We start from the raw sequence: 21,176 nt of genomic DNA on the forward strand, positions 1-21,176 counted from the left end.
GTTTTTTTATTTTTTCTTTAGTTCTAAACGATCATTTCTTTCCCACGTTCTTAACTGAGGATATGGGTCAAACGACCACTCATTTTTGCCGTTATCTTTATACATTCCGTAATGCAAGTGAGGAGGGAATTTCCCAGAAGTTCCAGGAGGTCCATAACCTGAACTTCCTACTCCGCCAATAAGTGTTCCTGGTTCTACAATTTGTCCTACTTTTAAATTTTTTGCAAATCCGCTTAAATGAGCTAAATAGTGATAGTTATTATGAAGGTCACGAATACCGATTCGCCAGCCTCCATATTTATTCCATCCTTTAAGCTCAATAATGCCATAGCAAGGGGATTTTACTGGAACTCCATAATCTGCAAAAATGTCTGTTCCTTCATGGATTCGTTTTCCACCCCAGCCGCGCGCATCTCCCCATGTACTGCGATAACTGTAGTTCGCACGGAGAGGGACAGGAAATGAAGAACCTTTTAAATCAATGCGACCGTAATGGCGAAAAATTTTAGCATTCCCTAAAATAATATCAACCGCTTTAGCCCGGTGATAATAGTTCCAAAGCGCAATTTTAATATAGTCTTCGGACACCCCGAACGTCCGAATATAATCTGCCATGGTAAAAAGCATATCTTCATCATTAAATTGGTCTGCTTTTTTGTCTCCGTTCCCATCTTTACCCATTCCCCCGAGAAGAGAAATAGTAAGTGGGTTTGTATCTTCCAAATTTGGATTTAAAGAACCTGACCATTTTTCTGGAGGATAATAAATGGCGATCGCACCTTTTTCTCTTGGAATATCTTTATGAGAGCGTCGAATATTTCGTTCATACTGGTCAATCCCAGCAAAGTAATACCAAGGAATTGTAGTAGCGGCTTCCATTTGGTTATACAGCTCTAATCTCTTTTGAATAAGCATTTTTTCTTGATCTGCTGAAGATTCAGCTGTTACGTGGTGCCATCCTGTGAATATAGACATGAACATAAAAAGTAAGATAATCGTTTTGCGCATCGTGTTTCCCCCTTTCTAAAAATAGTGTGTAACACTAGTTTGCAGCGAGAAAAAAGATTTCATAAATATTAATTAATGGAAATCGCTTCAAAACTTTTTAAAAGAATTTTATTCAGAAGATAAATGGAAATTATACGGACGATGAAAACGCACACATTTGGATGGAAAATAGAAGAAAACTGAGGAAAATAAAGAGCAGACAACTTGTCGAATCTCACTTTTTTATGATAAAGTGACATATAGTTATGTTTTTAATATGTAGTTAAAATTAAGCATATAGGTTATAGACATTTTCTAGATTGGTGGAGTTGATAATATGGCAACAAAAGAAGAGCATGTCCGCAAACCCGAGTGGCTGAAGATTAAGCTAAACACAAACGAAAATTACACAGGCTTAAAGAAAATGATGCGTGAAAAAAACCTTCATACAGTTTGTGAAGAAGCAAGATGTCCGAATATTCATGAGTGTTGGGCTGTTCGTCGTACGGCAACTTTTATGATTTTAGGAGAAGTATGTACACGTGCCTGTCGTTTTTGCGCGGTTAAGACAGGTTTACCAACAGAATTAGATTTAGAAGAGCCAGAACGCGTAGCAGATTCTGTTCAGCTAATGAACTTAAAACATGCGGTTATCACAGTAGTAGCTCGCGATGATTTAAAAGACGGAGGAGCAAGCGTATTAGCTGAAACAATTCGTGCGATTCGTCGTAAAAATCCATTCACAACAATTGAAGTATTGCCTTCTGATATGGGCGGTGTGGAAGAGAACTTACGTATTGTAATGGACGCACGTCCTGATATTTTAAACCATAATATTGAAACAGTACGCAGCCTTACGCCTCGTGTTCGTGCTCGTGCTAAATATGAGCGTTCTCTTGAGTTCCTTCGCCGTGCAAAAGAAATGCAGCCGGATATCCCTACAAAATCAAGTATCATGCTTGGTCTAGGAGAAACAAAAGAAGAAATTATTGAAACGATGGATGATTTGCGTGCGAACAATGTAGATATTATGACGCTAGGCCAATATCTACAGCCAACTAAAAAGCACATAAAAGTTCAGAAATATTACCATCCAAATGAGTTTGAAGAGCTAAAAGAAATTGCATTATCAAAAGGATTCAGCCATGTCGAAGCAGGTCCTCTTGTACGTTCTTCTTACCATGCAGATGAGCAAGTTAACGCTGCTGCCAAAAACAAAGCACAAGAAAGCAAATAAGGTAAAAAGAGGCTGGGACGAAAGTAGTTTAGCCGAAGTGAAAAACGAACCATTAATCAAATTGTTTGATTAGTGGTTCGTTTTTTTTGTTACGGTTAACGTAAAATTTATCTGTTTTGTTCCTTCTAGCAGTTGATTGGAGGGCAAGGCGAAGACTCCTGCGGGAACAGCGGAACAGGTGAGACCCCACAGCAGCGCAAGCGACGAGGAGGCTCAGCGGCCGCCCGCGGAAAGCGAAACCTTGCACGGAAATCAACTGCGGTGTCACAAGCGGTTCAGCTCATGTGTCTCATTTCTTCGTCTTTCGATTACATTCTTTTAGTTACGTCTCAACTTTTTTGTCTATTCCACCATATCTTTGTCCGTCATCGGTTCATTCAATTCGTTTTTCTCTCTTCCATTTGCATCTTCTCCGCCGTTCATTTTACGCCCTTGGGGAGATTTTAGCATTTGTTGAATAACAGCATCGATTCGTTTTCTAGCATCATTTGTTTGTGTATTCATTTCACTGATATTTTCGATTTGGTCCATCTGTTTCGGATTATCTGAGACGTATACATGATAATAACGAGGGACTACAGACATAGCTGTACGTTTTACCTGATCGGCTGCGTTATTCCTGTTTTTAGCATCTGTTTTATAAGCAACAAGCACATCTTTATCCGTTACTAGCGTAGCGGCTTTTTTAATATTTGGGATAGCGGTGCTCAGTTTACTAATATTGTCGGCTGCTTCCTCTCGGTTAAATGTTCCTACTTGGTTCATATTGGAACTTTGTTCATTTGTGTTTTTAGTGTATCGGACATATCCATAATTTGTGCCGCTATTATTATTTGGATTATAATAATGATTAGGCTCGTTTACATTAATGGCATCTGGGTTGTTTGGTGATAAATTTTCATTTTCAGCTGTGTTTTTATTTTGACAGCCAATGGTTAAAATACTTGTTATTAAAGCGATTCCAAGAATAGATTTCTTCACCATTTCCACCTCCTGTAGTTAAATATCGTACGCCAGGTAAACCGGCGAACCTTCATGTGGAGCATAAAAGATCAGTAGGTATAACGATAAAACTCCTACAGGATTAGAGTGCTGCTTATACGTGAAAAATTTCATGTTAATTGATGGTTTCATCATCATAATTATGGTATGGTAAATTTTAAGAGAAGAGGTGTGAGCAATGGTCTGTATCAATAATATTTGTTATGAAGTATTAAAAGATGAGCGCGAGGCATTTAATGAAGAGGCGTTTAGAGGTCGCTTTATCGACGTGCTGAGCCGCTATGACTATATTGTGGGAGATTGGGGATACAATCAGCTTCGACTGCGAGGCTTTTTTGATGATCGTAACCAGAAGGCAACGTATGATACGAAGATTAGTACGCTTCAAGATTATTTACATGAATATTGTAATTTTGGCTGTGCGTATTTTGTCTTAAAAAAAGTCCATAAGTAAAAAAAGGCAAGCCGAAGACACTAATTGTCCTTCACGCTGCCTTTTTTTTTAGATGATTTCATATAAAAATTCGCGAAGTTCCTGACCATCTTCGCTGTTTAGTTTAAATACTTCTTCAAGATAGTGGGGTTCTTCAAGGTCATCTTGTCCAATAATGGCAAAGCGTCCTCCTTGAATATCAAGAACAACTTGTTTGCCATAATAACGGTCGGTTTGGATAATAGCTAAATCAAATCGTTGATTTTCGCCCATAAAGCTGACAAACCGGGTCTTTGTAGAGACGACATCGTCATATAGATAAAAGCGTTCGCTCATAGGTATACTCCTTTCATAGGTTGTATTTGTATCATATCAAATAAGGTCAAAAACAAAAATGAATTTATCAAATGGATAATGGGTCATGATAAAATAGAACAGGAACCCCGTTTGTTTATGAAAGAAGATTTATACAGAGCTGACAACTAGGGAGGAAATAATATGTACTTTGTAGATCGTGAAAAAATAGAAGCCACGCTTGTTTTTTTTGATGAACACGTTCGTTTGTTTGCTGAGCATTCGAGCTGGAACACAGAAATAGAGAAAAAGGCATTAGAGAGAATTGTACATCTTTTAATTGAAAACGTTTTAGATGTAGGAAATGCAATGATTGATGGTTTTATTATGAGAGACCCAGGCAGTTACGATGATATCATTGACATTTTAGTTGATGAGAAAGTGGTTAAAAAAGAGGAAGAAACACCATTAAAAGAGATTGTTCAATTGCGTAAAAGCCTTGTTCAAGAATATGTGGATGTTAATCATCAGGATATTTATCAAAAAGTGATGCAGCATAAAGACGTGCTGGCGGCATTTTCAGAGCGCGTAAGGACATATCTAGAGACAGAGTTAGGACCTGTGTCTGCTTTTCGTAACTAAAGGCAAGCAATTTGTAGTTGTATAAAAAATAAGCTATGATTTCAAGTATGAGACTTGAAAGGAGATCACACAACATGAAGGAATATAAAGGATATTTGATTGATTTAGATGGAACCATGTACAAAGGAACAGAGCTAATTGCCGAGGCGCGTGATTTTGTTATTAAATTAAAGGAAAAAGGAATTCCTTATTTATTTGTAACAAACAACTCAACAAAAACGCCCGATAAAGTAGCTGAAAAGCTAGAGGCATTTGGCATTCCTGCAACAGAAGAGCAAGTTTTTACAACGAGCCAGGCAACAGCTAATTATTTGCATGAACGCAAAGCAAACGCTTCAGCTTATGTAATTGGTGGAGAAGGAATCCGACATGCGTTGCTTGAAAAAGGATTTACCATTGAAGAGGAAGATACGGATTTCGTAGTTGTTGGTTTGGATCAGGAAATTACATATGAAAAATTAGCAAAAGCATGTTTAAACGTTCGAAACGGGGCCTTTTTTGTTTCGACGAACGGAGATATTGCCATTCCTACTGAAAGAGGCTTACTGCCTGGTAATGGATCTATCACGTCCGTTATTACGGTTTCTACTCAAACAAATCCAGTATTTATTGGTAAACCAGAAAGTATTATTATGGAGCAAGCCCTTGAAGTCATCGGTACGCCAAAAGAAGAAACAATTATGATTGGTGATTACTATGATACAGATATTTTAGCAGGGATGAATGCAGGCTTAGATACATTATTAGTCCATACAGGGGTAACAACAAGAGAGTTACTAGAAGGATATGAGAAAAAGCCAACTTATACGGTAGATTCACTAAAAGAGTGGATGGAGCGAATTTAAAAAGCTGTCAATTGACAGCTTTTTTTGTTTTTAAAACCTATTCTTGACTGGCAGCCCGATGCGCTAACCGGCTAGAAGCAGCGGCAGCAATTGCGCCTACTAAATCATCTAAGAAAGTGTGGCACTCTCCAGTAGATTTATCATTTAATCTTTCTAAAATACCCGGCTTTTGTTTATCAATATACCCGTAATTGGTAAAGCCGATTGATCCGTACACATTTACAATCGATAATGCTAAAATTTCGTCGATACCGTATAAACCTTCATCTTTCTCAAGAATATCCAACAGAGGCGGCTCAATCACTTTTTTTTCCGTGAGGACATCTAGTTGAATACCCGTTAAAATAGCATTTTGAACTTCTCGTTTAGAAATGACGCGCTCAACGTTATATAGACAGTCTTCGATTGTTAAGTTTGGGTGATACTTTTTTTGCAAGTAATAGACCAGTTCAGCAATGTCTGTAAGAGCCACGCCGCGTTCTATTAACCATTCTCTTGCTTTTTTTTCTAATTCACTTTGTGTATGTTTTTTCTCCAAGTATCATCACCTGTTTTCTATATATTTTTAAGTCTAAAGTTGTTTCATACTACTAACCCGGAGTAAATAACTATAAATGGTGTATTTCTAATCTATTCATTCCTCCGTAAATATTATGACAAGTAATGTTGTTTTCCATCATATAATTTCTTGAATGAATGAAGAGAGGGATTAAAATGATACAAACCATTTATGAGCATTACGGATTACGTCCAAATGAATTTATGCCCGTTGGTAAATTTGAAGGTTTTCAGTATCGAGATATTTTATATACAATCATTAATGTAAAGCAAATGGAACAAGACGAGTTAAATGAACTATATCAAATGAGTCAATTTCTGATGGGCCAAGGTGATCGCCATGTGGCAACATTTATGCCTAATTTAAATGGAGAAATGATTACAGAAACTGAAACTGAAAAATTTATCATTTGCCGATGTCTTGCGGAAGAGAAAAACCCCAATTTTTCACCTGGGCACGAGCTAGCTGTTTTTCATCAAAAAGGGAGGCTGTTTCCTTATGAAGTGGAAAAAGCAAACCGGCTAGGGCAATGGAAGTCCATGTGGGAGAAGCGTCTCGACCAGATGGAGCAATTTTGGTATGGAAGATTACGTGCTTTACCTAATCAAGAGATGGAAAAACGTTTTTTAGAAACTTTTCCTTATTACCTAGGATTAACGGAAAATGCTATTCAATACCTAGTAGACACGGAAATTGACGATTTGCCCCGGTCAGTTGACGCTGCGACGATTTGTCATCATCGGTTCGGCCAAAAAACATGGGGGGAAGACCACGTTTACAAGCTCCCGGCAGACTGGGTTTTCGATCACCCTAGCAGAGATATAGCTGAATATATAAGGGAACAATATTTATTAACATACGCTGTCGATGAAAGGCACATGCATCAGTTTTTAAGTGAATACGAAAAGGTCAATCCACTTTCTTCTTTTTCATGGAGACTGTTATATGCTAGACTTCTTTTTCCCGTTCATTATTTTGAGGTCATTGAAGGATACTACAGTGTACAAGATGAGCGGGAAAAACAAAAGTATTATGAGAAGCTTGAAGGAGTATTAGCTCATTCTTCTCACTACGAAGCTTTTCTGAAGCGCTTTTACCAGTCGGTAGGCATTTCAACGTCTCGTTATCACATTCCTGAATTAACATGGATTCATTAAAAAGCGATTACTATAGAATATGATAAAATAGAAAAATAGGTGTTGGATAATCCAAACCCGTTTTTCTATTTTGTTTTTGTGCATGCAGTTTAAAAAGGATAAAGAGGTGGCGTACATATGGACAAGCCGTTTGTATTTATTACGAGAAAAATACCGAATGAATTAATTGAACCTTTAAAGGCAGTAGCGAATGTGGAAATGTGGGATAAAGAAGATGAGGCAGTTCCTCATGAGCTGCTTTGTGAAAAAGCTAAGCACGCACATGCTCTATTAACAATGCTTTCAGACCGTATTGACAGTGAATTGCTTACGCAAGCTCCTCATTTAAAGCTTGTAGCTAACTTAGCGGTCGGATTCGATAATATTGACATAGAAGCGGCAACTGAACGCGGAGTTATCGTTTCTAATACACCCGATGTTTTATCTGATACAACAGCGGATTTAACGTTTGGTTTGTTAATGAGTGTAGCTAGACGTTTAGTAGAAGCTGCTGAATACGTGAAAGAAAATCAGTGGAAAAGCTGGAGCCCATTTTTGTTAGCGGGTAGAGATGTTCATCATAAAACATTAGGTATTGTTGGAATGGGGAAAATTGGAGAGACGCTTGCGAAACGTGCTACAGGTTTTGATATGGAAATCTTGTATCACAATCGGAGCCGCAACCTCCAAGCAGAACAAAAGCTCGATGCAGTTTACTGTGAGTTAAATGAGCTGCTTGAGCGATCTGATTTTATTGTTTGTTTGACACCGTTAACGGACGAAACCAAACATTTATTTAATGCTGAAGCATTTAAACAGATGAAAACAACAGCGATTTTTATTAATGCTTCAAGAGGAGCAGTGGTTGATGAGCAAGCACTGTTACATGCAATTCAATCAGGTGAAATTGCCGGAGCTGGCTTGGATGTATTCGATCAAGAGCCTATTTCTGCTTCTCACCCTCTTCTTCAATTGCCTAATGTTGTAGCGCTTCCTCACATCGGCAGTGCGAGTATCGAAACGCGCATGGAAATGATTTCTTTATGCGTAAAAAACATTAAAGCAGTGCTCACAAACGAGTCTCCTATTACAATTGTAAATAAAGAAGCGTTTGCGAAAAAATCATAATGGAAAAAGGCAATTTCATTTCAGTGAAATTGTCTTTTTTTTATTAAAAAACAGTGGTAGCCATGTTATGATAATAAAATGAAATATTTTAAAAATTTACATTTATCTTTATATACCAATTTTTTTAACAAGTTTACGAGAAAAGATGGCCAGTAAACCTTGTAAAAAAGAAAAATAAGGTCTATAATGTCCTCTATAAGAGAACAAATGTATACGTAGAAAGAACACAGAGGTGAGGAATATGACAAAAAGTATTTCAGTAGGATTATTAGGGTTAGGAACGGTAGGAAGCGGAGTAGTCAAAATTATTGAAAATCATCAGGATAAATTAAGTCATCAAGTCGGATGTCCTGTAGAAGTTAAAAAAGTAGTAGTTAAAGATATTGATAAGAAACGTGACGTGGAGATCAGTGAAGATAAATTAACAACGAATGTTGAAGACGTTTTACATAACGCGGAGATTGACGTTGTCATTGAAGTAATGGGTGGCGTTGAAGAAACAAGAGACTATATCTTAACAGCCCTTCGTAATAAAAAGCATGTGGTAACGGCAAACAAAGATTTAATGGCGGTTTACGGCTCAGAATTGTTAACAGTAGCTTCTGAAAATAATTGTGATTTATTTTATGAAGCAAGTGTAGCTGGCGGTATTCCAATCCTTCGCGGATTAGCAGATGGGTTAGCATCTGATCGTATTACGAAGATGATGGGAATTGTCAATGGAACAACAAACTTCATTTTAACGAAAATGACAAAAGAAGGAAGCGCCTATGATGAAGTGTTAAAAGAAGCGCAGGATTTAGGATATGCTGAAGCGGATCCAACTTCTGACGTAGGTGGTTTAGATGCTGCTCGTAAAATGGCAATCTTGGCTACACTAGGGTTTTCAATGAAAATTGATTTGGATGATGTTCGTGTTCAAGGTATTACAGAAGTAACGGAAGAAGACTTGCAATATAGTAAACAACTAGGTTATACGATGAAACTGATTGGATATGCACATCGTGACGGTGACAATGTAGAAGTGAGTGTTCAGCCAACTCTTTTAGCAGATACACATCCTCTTGCTTCAGTAAGCGATGAGTACAATGCTGTGTATGTATACGGAGAAGCTGTCGGAGAGACGATGTTTTATGGACCGGGGGCAGGAAGCCTGCCAACTGCCACTGCTGTCGTATCCGATTTAGTAGGCGTTATGAAAAACATGCGTTTAGGTGTAAATGGTAAAAGTGCGGTAACACCTCAGTATCCAAAACAGTTAAAAGCAGAAGATGAAATGTTTTCAAAGCATTTCTTACGTATTCATGTTAAAGATCAAGTTGGCGCATTTGCAAAATTAACAACACTGTTTTCAGAGCGTGGCGTGAGCTTCGAAAAAATTATCCAACTTCCTGTGAAAGGAAGCGAATTAGCTGAGATTGTTGTTGTTACACACAAAACGTCTCAAAAAGATTATGAGGAAATCCTTCAGCAGCTTCGGGATTTACCAATTGTAGAAAATGTAAAAAGCAGTTACCGCGTAGAGGGAGTTGGCACAGTATGATGTGGAAAGGTCTATTAGCTGAATATAAAGAATTTTTACCTGTAACAGAGAAAACACCTATGCTTACGCTACATGAAGGAAATACGCCTTTAATTCATCTTGCTCATTTATCAAAAGAGCTAGGCATTGATTTACATGTGAAAGTAGAAGGGTTAAATCCAACGGGGTCATTTAAAGACCGCGGAATGGTAATGGCTGTAGCAAAAGCAAAAGAAGAAGGAAGCAATACGGTTATTTGTGCATCTACAGGTAACACATCCGCAGCTGCCGCAGCTTATGCATCACGCGCTGGCATGCGCTGTATCGTTGTTATTCCAAATGGGAAAATTGCGATGGGGAAATTAGCTCAAGCTGTTATGTATGGTGCAGAAATTGTAGCAATTGAAGGAAACTTTGACCAAGCGCTTTCTATGGTTCGTAAGCTAAGTGAAACATCACCGGTTGCACTTGTAAACTCTGTGAACCCATACCGTATTGAAGGGCAAAAAACAGCTTCTTTCGAGATTTGTGAACAGCTTGGAAAAGCGCCGGACGTTTTAGCTATCCCAGTGGGGAATGCAGGGAATATTACAGCTTACTGGAAAGGATTCAAAGAATACAGTGAGCGTCACCAAACGTCTCTTCCTCACATGCATGGTTTTGAAGCAGAGGGTGCAGCGGCGATCGTGCGTAATCAAGTTATCGAAAATCCAGAAACAATTGCAACGGCTATTCGAATCGGAAATCCAGCAAGCTGGGATTATGCTGTAAACGCAGCAAAAGAATCAAACGGAAAAATTGATGAAGTGACAGATGAACAAATCTTAGAAGCATATCGTACAATTGCACGCAAAGAAGGCGTATTTGCAGAGCCAGGTTCTTGCGCTTCAATTGCTGGTGTGTTTAAAGATGTAGCTTCTGGTAAAATTGCAAAAGGTTCAACGGTTGTAGCTGTACTAACAGGTAATGGATTAAAAGATCCAAATGTAGCAATCGATGCTCATAACGTAAAGCCAGTGGTTTTACCAAATGATGAAGAAAAGGTATTTGAGTATATCCAAGGTGTCGTTGCTTCATGCTAGAAAATGAGCGTTTTGTCATTACGGTTCCAGCTAGCTCTGCTAATTTAGGGCCAGGATTTGATTCCATTGGAGTGGCTTTATCCCGCTACTTAAGATTAACAGTAGAGCGTCATGACGAATGGGTTTTTATCCCTGAAACGAAAGAAGTGCAAAGTATTCCTACAGGTACAGATAACTTAATGTATGAAGTGGCACAAGACGTGGCTCGTCAATTTAACATTGATCTTCCAAGTGCGAAGGTCAATGTTTGGAGCAACATTCCATTAGCAAGGGGACTTGGAAGCAGTGCATCGGCGATCGTAGCTGGAATCGAGCTGGCCAATGTACTGTGTGACTTGCGTTTATCAAAAAGAGAAAAGCTTCGCATCAGCAGCTTAATGGAAGGACATCCTGATAACGTCAGCCCGTCTATTTACGGCGGCATCGTTGTTGGTTACCATCATGAAAAGGAAACATATATTGCTCAAATACCTGAATTTGATGTCGATATTGTGATGGCTATTCCAGAATATGAATTAAAAACAACGGATGCCCGTGATGTGCTGCCTTCCGATATTAATTATCGCCATGCAGTAGAAGCTGGAGCAATAGGCAACATGCTAGTAGCAGCCTTGTTAAATAAAGATTTGCCTCTGGTAGGCGAATTTATGGAGAAAGATTTATATCACGAACCATATCGCATGAGACTCGTGCCAGAACTTTCTCTTGTGCGAAAAGAAGCAAAAGCTCTCGGCGCATACGGTGTGTCACTAAGCGGAGCCGGTCCGAGTGTATTATGTTTAGCACCAAAAGGAAAAGGAAAAGCGATTGCTGAACATATGTATGCTTTACTGCCGAACTGTGAAATAGATGTTTTACAAATTGACCGCAAAGGTGTATTTGTAGAAGCTGAAGTCACAACGAGCTAATAAAAAAATCCTCATTCATTTGAATGAGGATTTTTCATTTGCAAGCCCCAATAAAATGGGAGGTTGCTTTTATAATAAAATCAAAGAGATTAGAATACTTGTTCTACTTCAACTACACCAGGTACTTCTTCTAAAAGGGCACGTTCGATACCAGCTTTTAGCGTAATTGTTGAACTTGGGCAGCTTCCGCAAGCGCCTAAAAGACGTAATTTTACAATACCATCCTCTACGTCTACTAGCTCACAGTCTCCACCGTCGCGAAGTAAAAACGGACGAAGTTTTTCTAATACTTCTTGAACTTGCTCGTGCATTTCTGACATAACTATCGACTCCTTTCTTCTACTCTTATTATAAACGGTCTTTCATGAAAAATCTATTGGAGTATACATCGTAATGTTACCTTAAAAGAAAAAGATGTGCAATGAATCAGTTTTGTGTAAAATAGTATTCATAATGAAGTAAAAGTGTGAATAATCGTACAGTTTATATGTAAAGATTCAAGGGGGATGTGCTATGCAGTCAACTGAGGTAGAAGTGTGTATTTATGGAGCTGAAATTGTTTGTGCAAGCTGTGTTAACCTGCCGTCTTCAAAAGACACCTATGATTGGCTAGAGGCAGCTATTTCTCGTAAATATCCGAACCAACCGTTTGCTATCACGTATGTAGATATAAACGAGCCGCATACGGATCCGGAAAAAGCAGCTTTTGCCAAGCGTGTGATTGACGAAGATTTATTCTATCCTGTAGTGGTCATTAATGGAGAAATTGTTGGGGAAGGCAATCCGAAATTAAAGCGCGTATTTGAGGAAATGGAGAAGTATGGTTTCCGCGCATCATAACGAAAAAAGCCGTTAGATTGTCAGTCATCTAACGGCTTTTGTTTTATCCACTGTGGTGTTTATACATCCAAAGAATACCTGATTTCAATAATCGAGCTACGCGTCCTGTAATCGGACGTTCGGCAACTAAGCCAAACCCATGCTTTTTGCCTAATGAACCAAGTATGCCTTTTAATTTAATAGTTGGCAATTCATCAGGAAGCGCTTCGCCTTTCCAGCGGTGAAGAAGCACTTGCACAATTTGTTCAGCCTGACCTTCTGCAAGCTGAGCACTTGGGGCGTGCGGTAGGCTTGCACAGTCACCCAAAATGTAGACATTTTCATCGTCAGGCAAGTTATGGTATTTTGTCAATACGACGCGTCCTTGAGGATCTTTTTCCACGTCTAAATCGCGTACCACTTTATTTGGCTGAATGCCTGCTGTCCACACGATTGCATCGCTTTGAACGGGCTCATCATGATTATAAAGAATGTTCGGTTCTACTTTTGTAATATTAGCACTATTTACAATTTCGACACCGTTTGAAGTAAACCAAGTTTGAACGTAATTGCTTAAACGTTCTGGGAAAGCAGATAAAATTAATTTACCGCGGTCAAATAAGATGATTTTTAAATCCGGGCGGCTTTCTCTTAGCTCACTTGCCAGTTCTACGCCGCTTAATCCAGCTCCGACAATTGAAACAGTAGCGTGGGCCGGTAAGTTGTTTAATGTCTGATAAGTTGCTCGTGAAGCATCAATGGATTGAATGCTGTATGTATGCTCAAGAGCTCCGGGAACTCCATGATATTTATCTTCGCATCCGAGTCCTACAATCAGGTCATCGTAAGCGATCATTTGATCATCCACATAGACGCATTTCTCTTTCAGGTCTATTCGTTTTACACAGCCGTAGCGGATTTTTAAGCGAGGGTGTTCAGGAAAAGCAACACGGACATGTTGATCAGAGATTGTTCCAGCTGCAAGTGCATAGAATTCAGTTTTTAGTGAGTGATAAGGTGCTTTGTCAATAAGCGTTACTTCTACATCGTTAGGCAATTGATTCGGAAAAAGGCGCTGCAAAATGCGCATACCACCGTATCCGCCGCCCAGTATGACAAGGTTCTTCATGTGAATTTCCCCTTTAGCTTCATGCATTTTTGTTGTCTCTCTATTATTCTTGCTTTTAAGAATAGGAGGGTACAAATTACCGTTAATAAGGATGGTTGCCAAAAAGATATGAAAGGCTATATAAGATAACATATTTTACTTAAATAATAATTTAATATAACCTCGTTTGGTTTTCTATACATAAAAGTATAACTAAATTAATAAAAAACCACAATATGTTTCAACATAATTTCAAGCTATCCACGTAATAAAGCTTATTTATGCGTTTTTGAAAAAAGTCTATAAATCTAAAAAGCGCGCGCGAAATGAACGTGAATTTCTAAAGTTGACGTTGAAAATGAAAGGAGATAGGATAAACTAATAGTAGAGAGGTGAAAAAACGTGATACAGCCAATTATTGAATTTTGCGTTAGCAATTTAGCCAGCGGTTCTCAAGCAGCTTTAGAAAAGCTTGAAAAAGATCCAAATCTAGATATTATTGAATACGGATGTTTAGGTTATTGCGGGAAATGTTCACAATCTTTATTTGCCTTGGTAAATGGAGAGATTGTTACGGCGGAAACACCTGAACAGTTAGTAGATAATATCTACATTCATTTAGAAGAAAACCCAATGTTTTAAACTATCCCCGCTGTCGTATCTCTTTTTAGCAGGAGAGGGACATGAGGCTAATAGAATAGATGATGTAAGCACGGCTAGTCTTGCCGTGCTTTTTTATGCGTTTTTGCGCAAATATATGCGCTTTAACCATCCTCTTTGTAATCATAAAGCTTCTTTTGTTTTTTAATACTCTAAAGGAGGACAAAATAAAAAACTCCTTAATCTTTATGATTAAGGAGCTAAAAAAACGGGGGATGATATTATTGTGTACAAAAGAGAATCACTTTATACTAGAGCTACATAAAAAAATAATGGGTGATAATATGAAAAAATTTCAGTTTACAAAAATGCATGCACTTGGCAACAACTATATCTACGTAAATATGTTTGAAGAACATATAGAAGAGCAAGAGTTAGCACCGCTTGCTGTAAAAGTCTCAAATGTTTATACGGGAATCGGATCGGATGGAATGATTCTTATTTGTCCATCTGAACGCGCAGATGTGAAAATGCGCGTATTTAATAATGACGGCTCGGAAGCAAAAAACTGCGGAAACGGTTTAAGATGTGTAGCTAAATATGCATACGAACATAATTTAGTAACAAGCGAAAGATTTTTTATCGAAACGCTTTCTGGAGTTGTAGAAGCAACGGTGCATCCGCAGGGAAATGAAGTTCCAGAAGTAACAATCGATATGGGAGAGCCTATTTTAGCTAGAGAACAAATTCCAATGACGGGAACAAGCCAATACCAAGTTGTTGATGAAGAGATGGAATTTGGAAAAGAACGGTTAAAAGGGACGGCTGTATCAATGGGAAATCCTCACGTCGTCTTTTATGTAAATGATATTGAACAAGCGCCTCTTACTACACTAGGTCCGATAGTTGAAAAAGATGCGCGTTTTCCAGAAGGAGTGAACGTTGAATTTGTCGAGGTAGTGAACGAAAGAGAGCTGAACTTTCGCGTATGGGAAAGAGGTTCGGGTATCACTCAAGCATGCGGGACAGGAGCATGCGCTGCTGTTGTTTCGTCCGTGTTAAATGAGAAGACGAAAAAAGATGTGCCTACTGTTGTACACCTCGCTGGAGGAGATTTAACGATTGTTTGGCAAAATAAAGGCAATGTGTTAATGACAGGTCCAGCCAATGTGATTTGCGACGGCACGTATTACTATTAAAAATGAAGAAGCAGACGATTTGTCGTCACAGACATTTCGTCGTATACTAAACAAAAAAGGAGGTCTGTTTAAAAATGAGTCAAGATATCCTAACAATTACAGAAGCTGCAAGCTTTCAAATAAAAGATATGATGAAAGAACATGAAGAAGAAAATGCTTATTTACGTGTTACTGTAAATGGAGGAGGCTGCTCAGGTCTTTCTTACGGCATGGGTTTTGCACACGAAGTAAATGAAAACGATACGCTGTTTGAACAACATGGCATTAAGATTCTTGTAGATAGCGAAAGTGCTCCAATTTTAAAAGATGTAAAAATTGATTACAAGCAATCTATGCTAGGCGGAGGGTTTACAATTGATAACCCGAACGCCATTGCAGCATGCGGCTGCGGCTCTTCTTTCCGTACAGCAAGCAACGCAGGTGCTCCTGAAGAGTGCTAAGTATATTTTTATAAAAAAGCTTTCTTCACCTCATCTGGTGAAGAAAGCTTTTTTAGTGAGAAATTTTTGTATGTTACATCATCTACCAAACTTATTTACAGAATAATCAGTCTTTTTTATACTCAATAAAAAAGAGGAGATGAACGGATTTGATAGATGCGACTCGTTACGACGCAGAACAAGTAGGAGGTTATGGCAGTTTTCGTAAAAAAAATACCCTGCCTATTCTATGGAAGGGGTTTATAAACTGGTTAAAACTTGAAAATAGGAAAATGGAGTCTAAGGATGCAAAAAGTATTCACTTCAGTGAATCGCATTTATTTGTTCAACATTTGCCTTTTTCCTCAGGTGAAGTCTGTCATCAAAACTCGTCCTCTGTGCCTCTTAACCATTCTGAACCTTACATTCGCTATTATGAAAATGCTAATGCATCTCTGGCCGAAAGCTATGGAGCAGTGGAAGGAGAGCATATTCTGCTGATTGAACGTATTGTCGGTCAATCAGAGGTAGTAAAATATTTAAGCAAGCTCGAAGGCTTGAAGGCCTACAGAATGAGCGTAACTAGTCAAGAAGGAAACCATTCCTTTTATGAAATCTGTTTAATAAGCAGTGATGCAGAAATGATGAGTGAAATCATTCATCGAATGGTTACACCAATCCAGCAATGAAAAAAAGCAGGCGAGAGCCTGCTTTTTTTATGAGAACATTGACGTACTGTGCATAGGCTGTAAGCGAGCCTTTGGGTCAATGTATGCTTTAGCGTTATTAACGGCAGTCGGACCTTCGCCAAATCCTGCCACGATGAGTTTTACTTTTCCATCATATGTGCAGACATCACCTGCTGCATAGATGCCAGGAATATTTGTTTCTTGCTTTGAATTAACAACAATTGCATTTTTCTCTAAATCTAAGTCCCATTCTTTAATTGGACCTAGAGAAGAAACAAATCCAAAGTTTACAATAACATCATCTACGTCTACTACTGTCTTTTCTTCACCTTTTGTATTTTCTAACACAACTTGTGTAATACGGTCATCTCCAATAAATTCAACCGGTACATATGGTGTTTTAATATCAACTGATGAATTATGCAAGTTTTCTACGCTATGTTCATGAGCGCGGAACTTGTCTCGGCGATGCGTTAACGTTACTTTTTCTGCGATCGGCTCTAACATAAGAGACCAGTCTACAGCAGAATCCCCACCCCCGCATACTAATACTTTGCGGCCTTTGAATTTATTCATATCATCCACAAAATAATGAAGGTTCGTTTGCTCGAACTGTTCTGCGTTTTCTAGCTCAATTTTACGGGGCTTAAATGCACCGTTTCCAGCCGTAATAATAATTGTTTTTGAATAGTGGACTTCAGAATTAGTAGTTAATCGGAATACACCGTCCGCTTGTTTTTCTACCTTTTCTACTGCTTGCTCTAGTGCAACTGCAGGTTTAAATTGATCCATTTGCTCTTTTAGGTTATTGACTAATTCTTGAGCACGTACTTTTGGAAACCCAGCTACGTCATAAATATATTTTTCAGGATATAAAGCAGAAAGCTGTCCACCGAGCTGAGGTAAGCTTTCAATAATTTTTACGCTCGCCTGACGCATACCGCCATAAAATGCTGTAAATAAGCCTGTAGGGCCGCCTCCGATGATGGTAATATCGTATACTTGTTTATCTTCTTTCATTTATAATCACCTCTAGATTGTTCTGTGCCAATGCATATTCTACTTTATGATAGCATAGTAAATTATAAAATATCATTAAAACACGCTGGAATGTTTGAGAAACTTTCTCAACTTAAAGATCAGTATTTGCAATCATTAACATAACCACACGTTTTGGTCAAATATAAAACTGGGTATACAGGAAAGTAATTGAAAATTTAAAAGCTTGTAAATACAAAGTGAAGGGTTGAAAAACCGATGAAAAAAGCATAAGATGTTGGTGTAAATCAAGCTAGGACTTATGCTTACATTTTTTTGAAAAAGAAAAAATGTATTTTTTTAAAAAAGAACGTGAAGTGATTCACATTATTTTTCGTATATGAATAATAAATGGATAGCGATGATCGTTCTTGCTCAAACTAACATAAAAAAGCAAACCAAATAAAATTGCTCTTATCATTATATTTGTAAGACATACTTGTGACTATAACTAAAAAAGGTGGATGACATTCCTATGAAAAAGCCTAAAATCGTCATTTTGGGTGCCGGGTATGGCGGCATTATGACAATTGTTAATTTACAAAAGAAACTGGGTGCTAGTGATGCGGAAATTGTTTTGGTAAATAAAAACGATTACCATTACGAAACGACATGGCTTCATGAAGTATCGGCAGGTACAATTCATCAAGATCGATCTCGTGTTCCTGTTAAAAATTTAATTAACACGAATAAGGTTACATTTATTAAAGACACGGTCGTAGATATTAAGTTAGATGAAAAGCGTGTTCTTCTTGAAAACAGTGAGCTAACGTACGATTATTTAGTTGTTGCTTTAGGGTATGAAGCAGAAACTTTCGGAATTAAAGGTTTAAAAGAACATGCATTTACCATTACGAGCATTAATGCAGCACGTCAAATTCGTGAGCATATTGATTATGTGTTTGCGACGTACAACAATGAAGTGGAAAAAAGAGACGAACTTCTGACAATTATTGTTGGAGGTGCTGGCTTTACCGGCATTGAATTTGTGGGAGAATTAGCAAATCGAGTCCCTCAGCTTTGCAAAGAGTTTGATATCCCGCGTGAAAAAGTACGCGTTATTTGTGTAGAAGCAGCGCCTACGGCCTTGCCAGGTTTTGATCCGGAACTTGTAGAATATGCGGTAACACAGCTAGAACGAAAAGGAATCGAGTTCAAGATCGGAACAGCGATTAAAGAGTGTACAGAAGAAGGAATTATTGTATCAAAAGATGACCAAGTGGAAGAAATCAAATCAGCAACAGTTGTATGGGCTGCAGGTGTTCGAGGCAGTCATTTAATTGAAAAAGCTGGATTTGAGAACATGCGCGGACGTGTAAAAGTAAGCAATAGCTTGCTGGCACCAGGGCATGAAGATGTGTTTGTTATTGGAGATTGTTCACTAATGATTAACCCAGAAACAGAACGTCCTTATCCGCCAACAGCTCAAATCGCTATGCAACAAGGCGGTACCTGCGCTGAAAATATTAGCCGTTTGATGAAAGGGCAAAAAGAATTAAGCGAGTTCAAACCAGATATTAAAGGAACGGTATGTTCGTTAGGGCATGATGACGCAATTGGCGTTGTATACGGTCGAAAACTATTTGGTTCAAGCGCATCTTTTATGAAAAAAGTTGTTGATAATCGCTCGCTTTTCCTTCAAGGCGGAGCAGGTCTTGTATTGAAAAAGGGAAAATTTAATTTCTTTTAAAACAAAAAGCAAAAGGTCTTCAAACCTTTTGCTTTTTTTGGTATTAACTTACTTTTCTGTGATTGACGCCTTGATTACTCTTAAGTAAACTGAGAGTATAAAGAGTAACGGAGGCGAAAAGCAATGGAAATGAGTGTGCCTGTCCTAATTATCTCCATCTTGTTGTTTTTTGTGTTGTTTTTTGGAATCGGTTTCTTGTTGAATATGCTGCTTCGCATGTCTTGGATTATGGCCATTATTTATCCCGTAATTTTTATTCTTATTATTGATGATGTAAGAGCGGTTGATTACATTCAACATCCCGCTCACTCCTTTCAGCAGCTAGGTACAAAAGTGCTATCTTTAGCCACAGCTGACATTGCGATTTTAATGGCTGGTTTTATAGGTGCACTAGCTTCAGGTATTACCATTAAATCTTTACGAACAAGAGGGTACCAAATGTTTTGAATGTAAATTCTTCTCGCGAACGAATAATTTGTTTTTATGTTGGAAACAAATAGATTCGTGAGAGGAGTTGTGGAAATCACAATGATTGGAAAAATAGCAAAGCGATTCATTATGTGCCTACTACTGGTCGGAGCGCTGTTTACAACATATGAAGCAATTACTGGCGTCCCAATAAACACGGTCATCAAATATATGCCTTTTATAAACAGTACAGGGCATCCTCTAATGAATGAAAGGCTCTTACCATCATTTCTAAAACCACTAAGAGCTGAAGCAGCTAGCAATGACAGAGAGCGTCTGACAATTGAAGAAGCATTTGATTGGTCGCGTTATCCAACTAAGAATGTATTGGCTACGGGTTACACAGCTGGTTACGAATCAACTGGGAAAAATCCCAATCATCCAGGGTATGGTATTACATATTCGGGCGTTAAAGTAAAACGTGACTTGTATTCAACCATCGCTGCTGATTTAACCATATTTCCAATTGGCACGATCTTGTTCATTCCGGGCTATGGGTACGGAGTGGTAGCAGATAAAGGTGGGGCTATTAAAGGCAATCATCTTGATTTATACTTTGAAACTGTTTCTGATGTGTATAACATATGGGGTAAGAAAGAATTAAACGTCTATGTAGTCAAATCAGGAGACGGCCGTTTAACTGAAGAAGAGTTAACAATGCTGAATGAAAAGAAATCGATGCAAGTTTTTCGTCAGCAGGTGAAATAAACGAGAAACACATGAAGCATTCTTCATGTGTTTTCTTATGTTTTATGGCCATACATAATACGTTACAAAAGCAACTGCTATTCCTGTTAAGGCTCCAAAGAAAACTTCAATAGGCTTATGCCCAAGCAGTTCTTTTAGCTTCACTTGTTTTTCGTCCTCTTCATTGGTCGTCCACAGCTTTGCCTCTTTTACTGCGCGCTGAAAGTCTTCAACCAAACGATTTAAAACTGTTGCTTGCTCTCCTGCGTGTCTTCTTACTCCTTTAGCATCAAACATGACAATGATGGCAAAAATAGCGGATAGAGCAAAAATAGGGGATTTAAGACCTTCTGCTAGCCCAATGGCAGTTGCTAAGGAAGTTACGGCTGCGGAGTGAGAGCTTGGCATGCCCCCCGTACTAAAAAATAAGCTGCCGTCTATTTTTTTAGTAGCTACAAAAGAAAGGGGAATCTTAATAAATTGAGCAAAGAAAATAGCGATTAATGAACTCCAAAGTGGAAAATTTGAGAATAACTCCATTGAGATGTCCTCCCTCAACTTAAAATGTCTAAAAAGATAAATCCGTATGATGAAAACAGTGGTAGATGAAAGTATATGTGTGAAACTAAGGTTTTTGAACTGTGATTAAAAATTGTATTTCTGCTATCATATGTATATAGATGA

25 protein-coding genes are annotated in these 21,176 nt (G+C 38.3%); 17 read left to right on the forward strand and 8 right to left on the reverse strand.

Annotated features, from left to right (window positions below; translation table 11 throughout):
- Positions 1-6 precede the first annotated feature (6 nt).
- Complete coding sequence (locus tag SCI76_RS15600; protein ID WP_028412626.1) at positions 7-1,008, reverse strand: M23 family metallopeptidase; 1,002 nt, start codon at positions 1,006-1,008, stop codon at positions 7-9.
- A gap of 316 nt (positions 1,009-1,324) precedes the next feature.
- Here SCI76_RS15600 and lipA point away from each other — a divergent pair, with 316 nt between their 5' ends.
- Positions 1,325-2,224 (forward strand): lipoyl synthase, encoded by a 900-nt coding sequence (gene lipA / locus SCI76_RS15605; RefSeq protein ID WP_013059637.1) that lies wholly within the window; start codon positions 1,325-1,327, stop codon positions 2,222-2,224.
- Between the two features lie 342 nt (positions 2,225-2,566).
- Here the strand turns inward: lipA and SCI76_RS15610 are convergent, their stop codons facing one another.
- Positions 2,567-3,208, reverse strand: a complete 642-nt coding sequence (locus SCI76_RS15610; protein ID WP_221833768.1) for a YhcN/YlaJ family sporulation lipoprotein — start codon at positions 3,206-3,208, stop codon at positions 2,567-2,569.
- Between the two features lie 196 nt (positions 3,209-3,404).
- Between SCI76_RS15610 and SCI76_RS15615 the strand changes: the two genes are divergently transcribed.
- A complete protein-coding gene (locus SCI76_RS15615; RefSeq protein ID WP_013059635.1) occupies positions 3,405-3,680 on the forward strand; it encodes a YutD family protein in 276 nt (91 codons plus the stop codon).
- A gap of 48 nt (positions 3,681-3,728) precedes the next feature.
- Here SCI76_RS15615 and SCI76_RS15620 read toward each other — a convergent pair whose 3' ends face one another.
- Positions 3,729-3,995: a DUF3055 domain-containing protein gene (locus SCI76_RS15620; RefSeq protein ID WP_033580450.1), complete on the reverse strand. Its 267-nt coding sequence runs from the start codon at positions 3,993-3,995 to the stop codon at positions 3,729-3,731.
- A 162-nt stretch (positions 3,996-4,157) separates the two neighbouring features.
- Between SCI76_RS15620 and SCI76_RS15625 the strand changes: the two genes are divergently transcribed.
- Both SCI76_RS15625 and SCI76_RS15630 read left to right on the forward strand, forming a co-directional pair.
- Positions 4,158-4,595 (forward strand): DUF86 domain-containing protein, encoded by a 438-nt coding sequence (locus tag SCI76_RS15625; RefSeq protein WP_013085332.1) that lies wholly within the window; start codon positions 4,158-4,160, stop codon positions 4,593-4,595.
- A 74-nt stretch (positions 4,596-4,669) separates the two neighbouring features.
- Entirely contained in the window at positions 4,670-5,440 is a 771-nt protein-coding gene (locus SCI76_RS15630; RefSeq protein WP_013059632.1) for a TIGR01457 family HAD-type hydrolase, read from the forward strand.
- Between the two features lie 37 nt (positions 5,441-5,477).
- On the opposite strand, the gene SCI76_RS15635 is transcribed toward SCI76_RS15630, so the two are convergent.
- Positions 5,478-5,978 carry a phosphatidylglycerophosphatase A gene (locus SCI76_RS15635; RefSeq protein ID WP_013059631.1) on the reverse strand — a complete coding sequence of 167 codons (501 nt, stop codon included), beginning with the start codon at positions 5,976-5,978 and terminating at the stop codon, positions 5,478-5,480.
- 176 nt (positions 5,979-6,154) lie between these two features.
- Between SCI76_RS15635 and yutH the strand changes: the two genes are divergently transcribed.
- The 5 genes from yutH to thrB all read left to right on the forward strand — a co-directional run bounded on the left by yutH (position 6,155) and on the right by thrB (position 11,775).
- The gene (gene yutH, locus SCI76_RS15640) at positions 6,155-7,156 is read left to right on the forward strand and encodes a spore coat putative kinase YutH (protein ID WP_028412623.1); all 1,002 of its coding nucleotides are present in this window, start codon (positions 6,155-6,157) and stop codon (positions 7,154-7,156) included.
- 117 nt (positions 7,157-7,273) lie between these two features.
- Entirely contained in the window at positions 7,274-8,263 is a 990-nt protein-coding gene (locus SCI76_RS15645) for a D-glycerate dehydrogenase (protein ID WP_168761556.1), read from the forward strand.
- Between the two features lie 241 nt (positions 8,264-8,504).
- Positions 8,505-9,806, forward strand: a complete 1,302-nt coding sequence (locus SCI76_RS15650; protein ID WP_013059628.1) for a homoserine dehydrogenase — start codon at positions 8,505-8,507, stop codon at positions 9,804-9,806.
- Positions 9,806-10,867 (forward strand): threonine synthase, encoded by a 1,062-nt coding sequence (thrC, locus tag SCI76_RS15655; RefSeq protein WP_025752680.1) that lies wholly within the window; start codon positions 9,806-9,808, stop codon positions 10,865-10,867. The genes SCI76_RS15650 and thrC overlap by 1 nt, the downstream gene beginning before the upstream one ends.
- Entirely contained in the window at positions 10,861-11,775 is a 915-nt protein-coding gene (thrB, locus tag SCI76_RS15660) for a homoserine kinase (protein WP_033580452.1), read from the forward strand. The genes thrC and thrB overlap by 7 nt, the downstream gene beginning before the upstream one ends.
- An 89-nt stretch (positions 11,776-11,864) precedes the next feature.
- Here the strand turns inward: thrB and SCI76_RS15665 are convergent, their stop codons facing one another.
- A complete protein-coding gene (locus SCI76_RS15665; protein WP_013059625.1) occupies positions 11,865-12,095 on the reverse strand; it encodes a NifU family protein in 231 nt (76 codons plus the stop codon).
- 193 nt (positions 12,096-12,288) lie between these two features.
- Between SCI76_RS15665 and SCI76_RS15670 the strand changes: the two genes are divergently transcribed.
- Positions 12,289-12,615, forward strand: coding sequence for a YuzD family protein (locus SCI76_RS15670; protein ID WP_168761557.1), 327 nt, complete (start codon positions 12,289-12,291; stop codon positions 12,613-12,615).
- A 43-nt stretch (positions 12,616-12,658) separates the two neighbouring features.
- On the opposite strand, the gene SCI76_RS15675 is transcribed toward SCI76_RS15670, so the two are convergent.
- Positions 12,659-13,723: an NAD(P)/FAD-dependent oxidoreductase gene (locus tag SCI76_RS15675; RefSeq protein WP_028412619.1), complete on the reverse strand. Its 1,065-nt coding sequence runs from the start codon at positions 13,721-13,723 to the stop codon at positions 12,659-12,661.
- A 381-nt stretch (positions 13,724-14,104) separates the two neighbouring features.
- Between SCI76_RS15675 and SCI76_RS15680 the strand changes: the two genes are divergently transcribed.
- The 4 genes from SCI76_RS15680 (at position 14,105) to SCI76_RS15695 (ending at position 16,609) form a co-directional block, all read left to right on the forward strand.
- Complete coding sequence (locus SCI76_RS15680) at positions 14,105-14,344, forward strand: YuzB family protein (RefSeq protein WP_033580454.1); 240 nt, start codon at positions 14,105-14,107, stop codon at positions 14,342-14,344.
- Between the two features lie 302 nt (positions 14,345-14,646).
- A complete protein-coding gene (gene dapF, locus SCI76_RS15685) occupies positions 14,647-15,501 on the forward strand; it encodes a diaminopimelate epimerase (RefSeq protein ID WP_168761558.1) in 855 nt (284 codons plus the stop codon).
- A 74-nt stretch (positions 15,502-15,575) separates the two neighbouring features.
- Positions 15,576-15,941, forward strand: coding sequence for an iron-sulfur cluster assembly accessory protein (locus tag SCI76_RS15690; RefSeq protein WP_025752687.1), 366 nt, complete (start codon positions 15,576-15,578; stop codon positions 15,939-15,941).
- 149 nt (positions 15,942-16,090) lie between these two features.
- Positions 16,091-16,609, forward strand: coding sequence for a hypothetical protein (locus tag SCI76_RS15695; RefSeq protein WP_098627022.1), 519 nt, complete (start codon positions 16,091-16,093; stop codon positions 16,607-16,609).
- 27 nt (positions 16,610-16,636) lie between these two features.
- On the opposite strand, the gene SCI76_RS15700 is transcribed toward SCI76_RS15695, so the two are convergent.
- Positions 16,637-17,629, reverse strand: coding sequence for an NAD(P)/FAD-dependent oxidoreductase (locus SCI76_RS15700; protein WP_013059618.1), 993 nt, complete (start codon positions 17,627-17,629; stop codon positions 16,637-16,639).
- Positions 17,630-18,122: 493 nt separating this feature from the next.
- Here SCI76_RS15700 and SCI76_RS15705 point away from each other — a divergent pair, with 493 nt between their 5' ends.
- From SCI76_RS15705 to SCI76_RS15715, 3 genes are all read left to right on the forward strand, one after another.
- The gene (locus SCI76_RS15705) at positions 18,123-19,337 is read left to right on the forward strand and encodes an NAD(P)/FAD-dependent oxidoreductase (RefSeq protein WP_033580456.1); all 1,215 of its coding nucleotides are present in this window, start codon (positions 18,123-18,125) and stop codon (positions 19,335-19,337) included.
- 123 nt (positions 19,338-19,460) lie between these two features.
- Positions 19,461-19,784: a YuiB family protein gene (locus SCI76_RS15710; RefSeq protein WP_033580457.1), complete on the forward strand. Its 324-nt coding sequence runs from the start codon at positions 19,461-19,463 to the stop codon at positions 19,782-19,784.
- A gap of 81 nt (positions 19,785-19,865) precedes the next feature.
- Positions 19,866-20,513, forward strand: a complete 648-nt coding sequence (locus SCI76_RS15715) for a 3D domain-containing protein (protein WP_034264182.1) — start codon at positions 19,866-19,868, stop codon at positions 20,511-20,513.
- A 42-nt stretch (positions 20,514-20,555) separates the two neighbouring features.
- Here the strand turns inward: SCI76_RS15715 and SCI76_RS15720 are convergent, their stop codons facing one another.
- Positions 20,556-21,032, reverse strand: a complete 477-nt coding sequence (locus tag SCI76_RS15720) for a divergent PAP2 family protein (protein ID WP_013085319.1) — start codon at positions 21,030-21,032, stop codon at positions 20,556-20,558.
- Positions 21,033-21,176: the final 144 nt, after the last annotated feature.

This window comes from Priestia sp. HNGD-A6 (assembly GCF_045784335.1).
In the GTDB taxonomy this organism is placed as follows: domain Bacteria; phylum Bacillota; class Bacilli; order Bacillales; family Bacillaceae_H; genus Priestia; species Priestia zanthoxyli.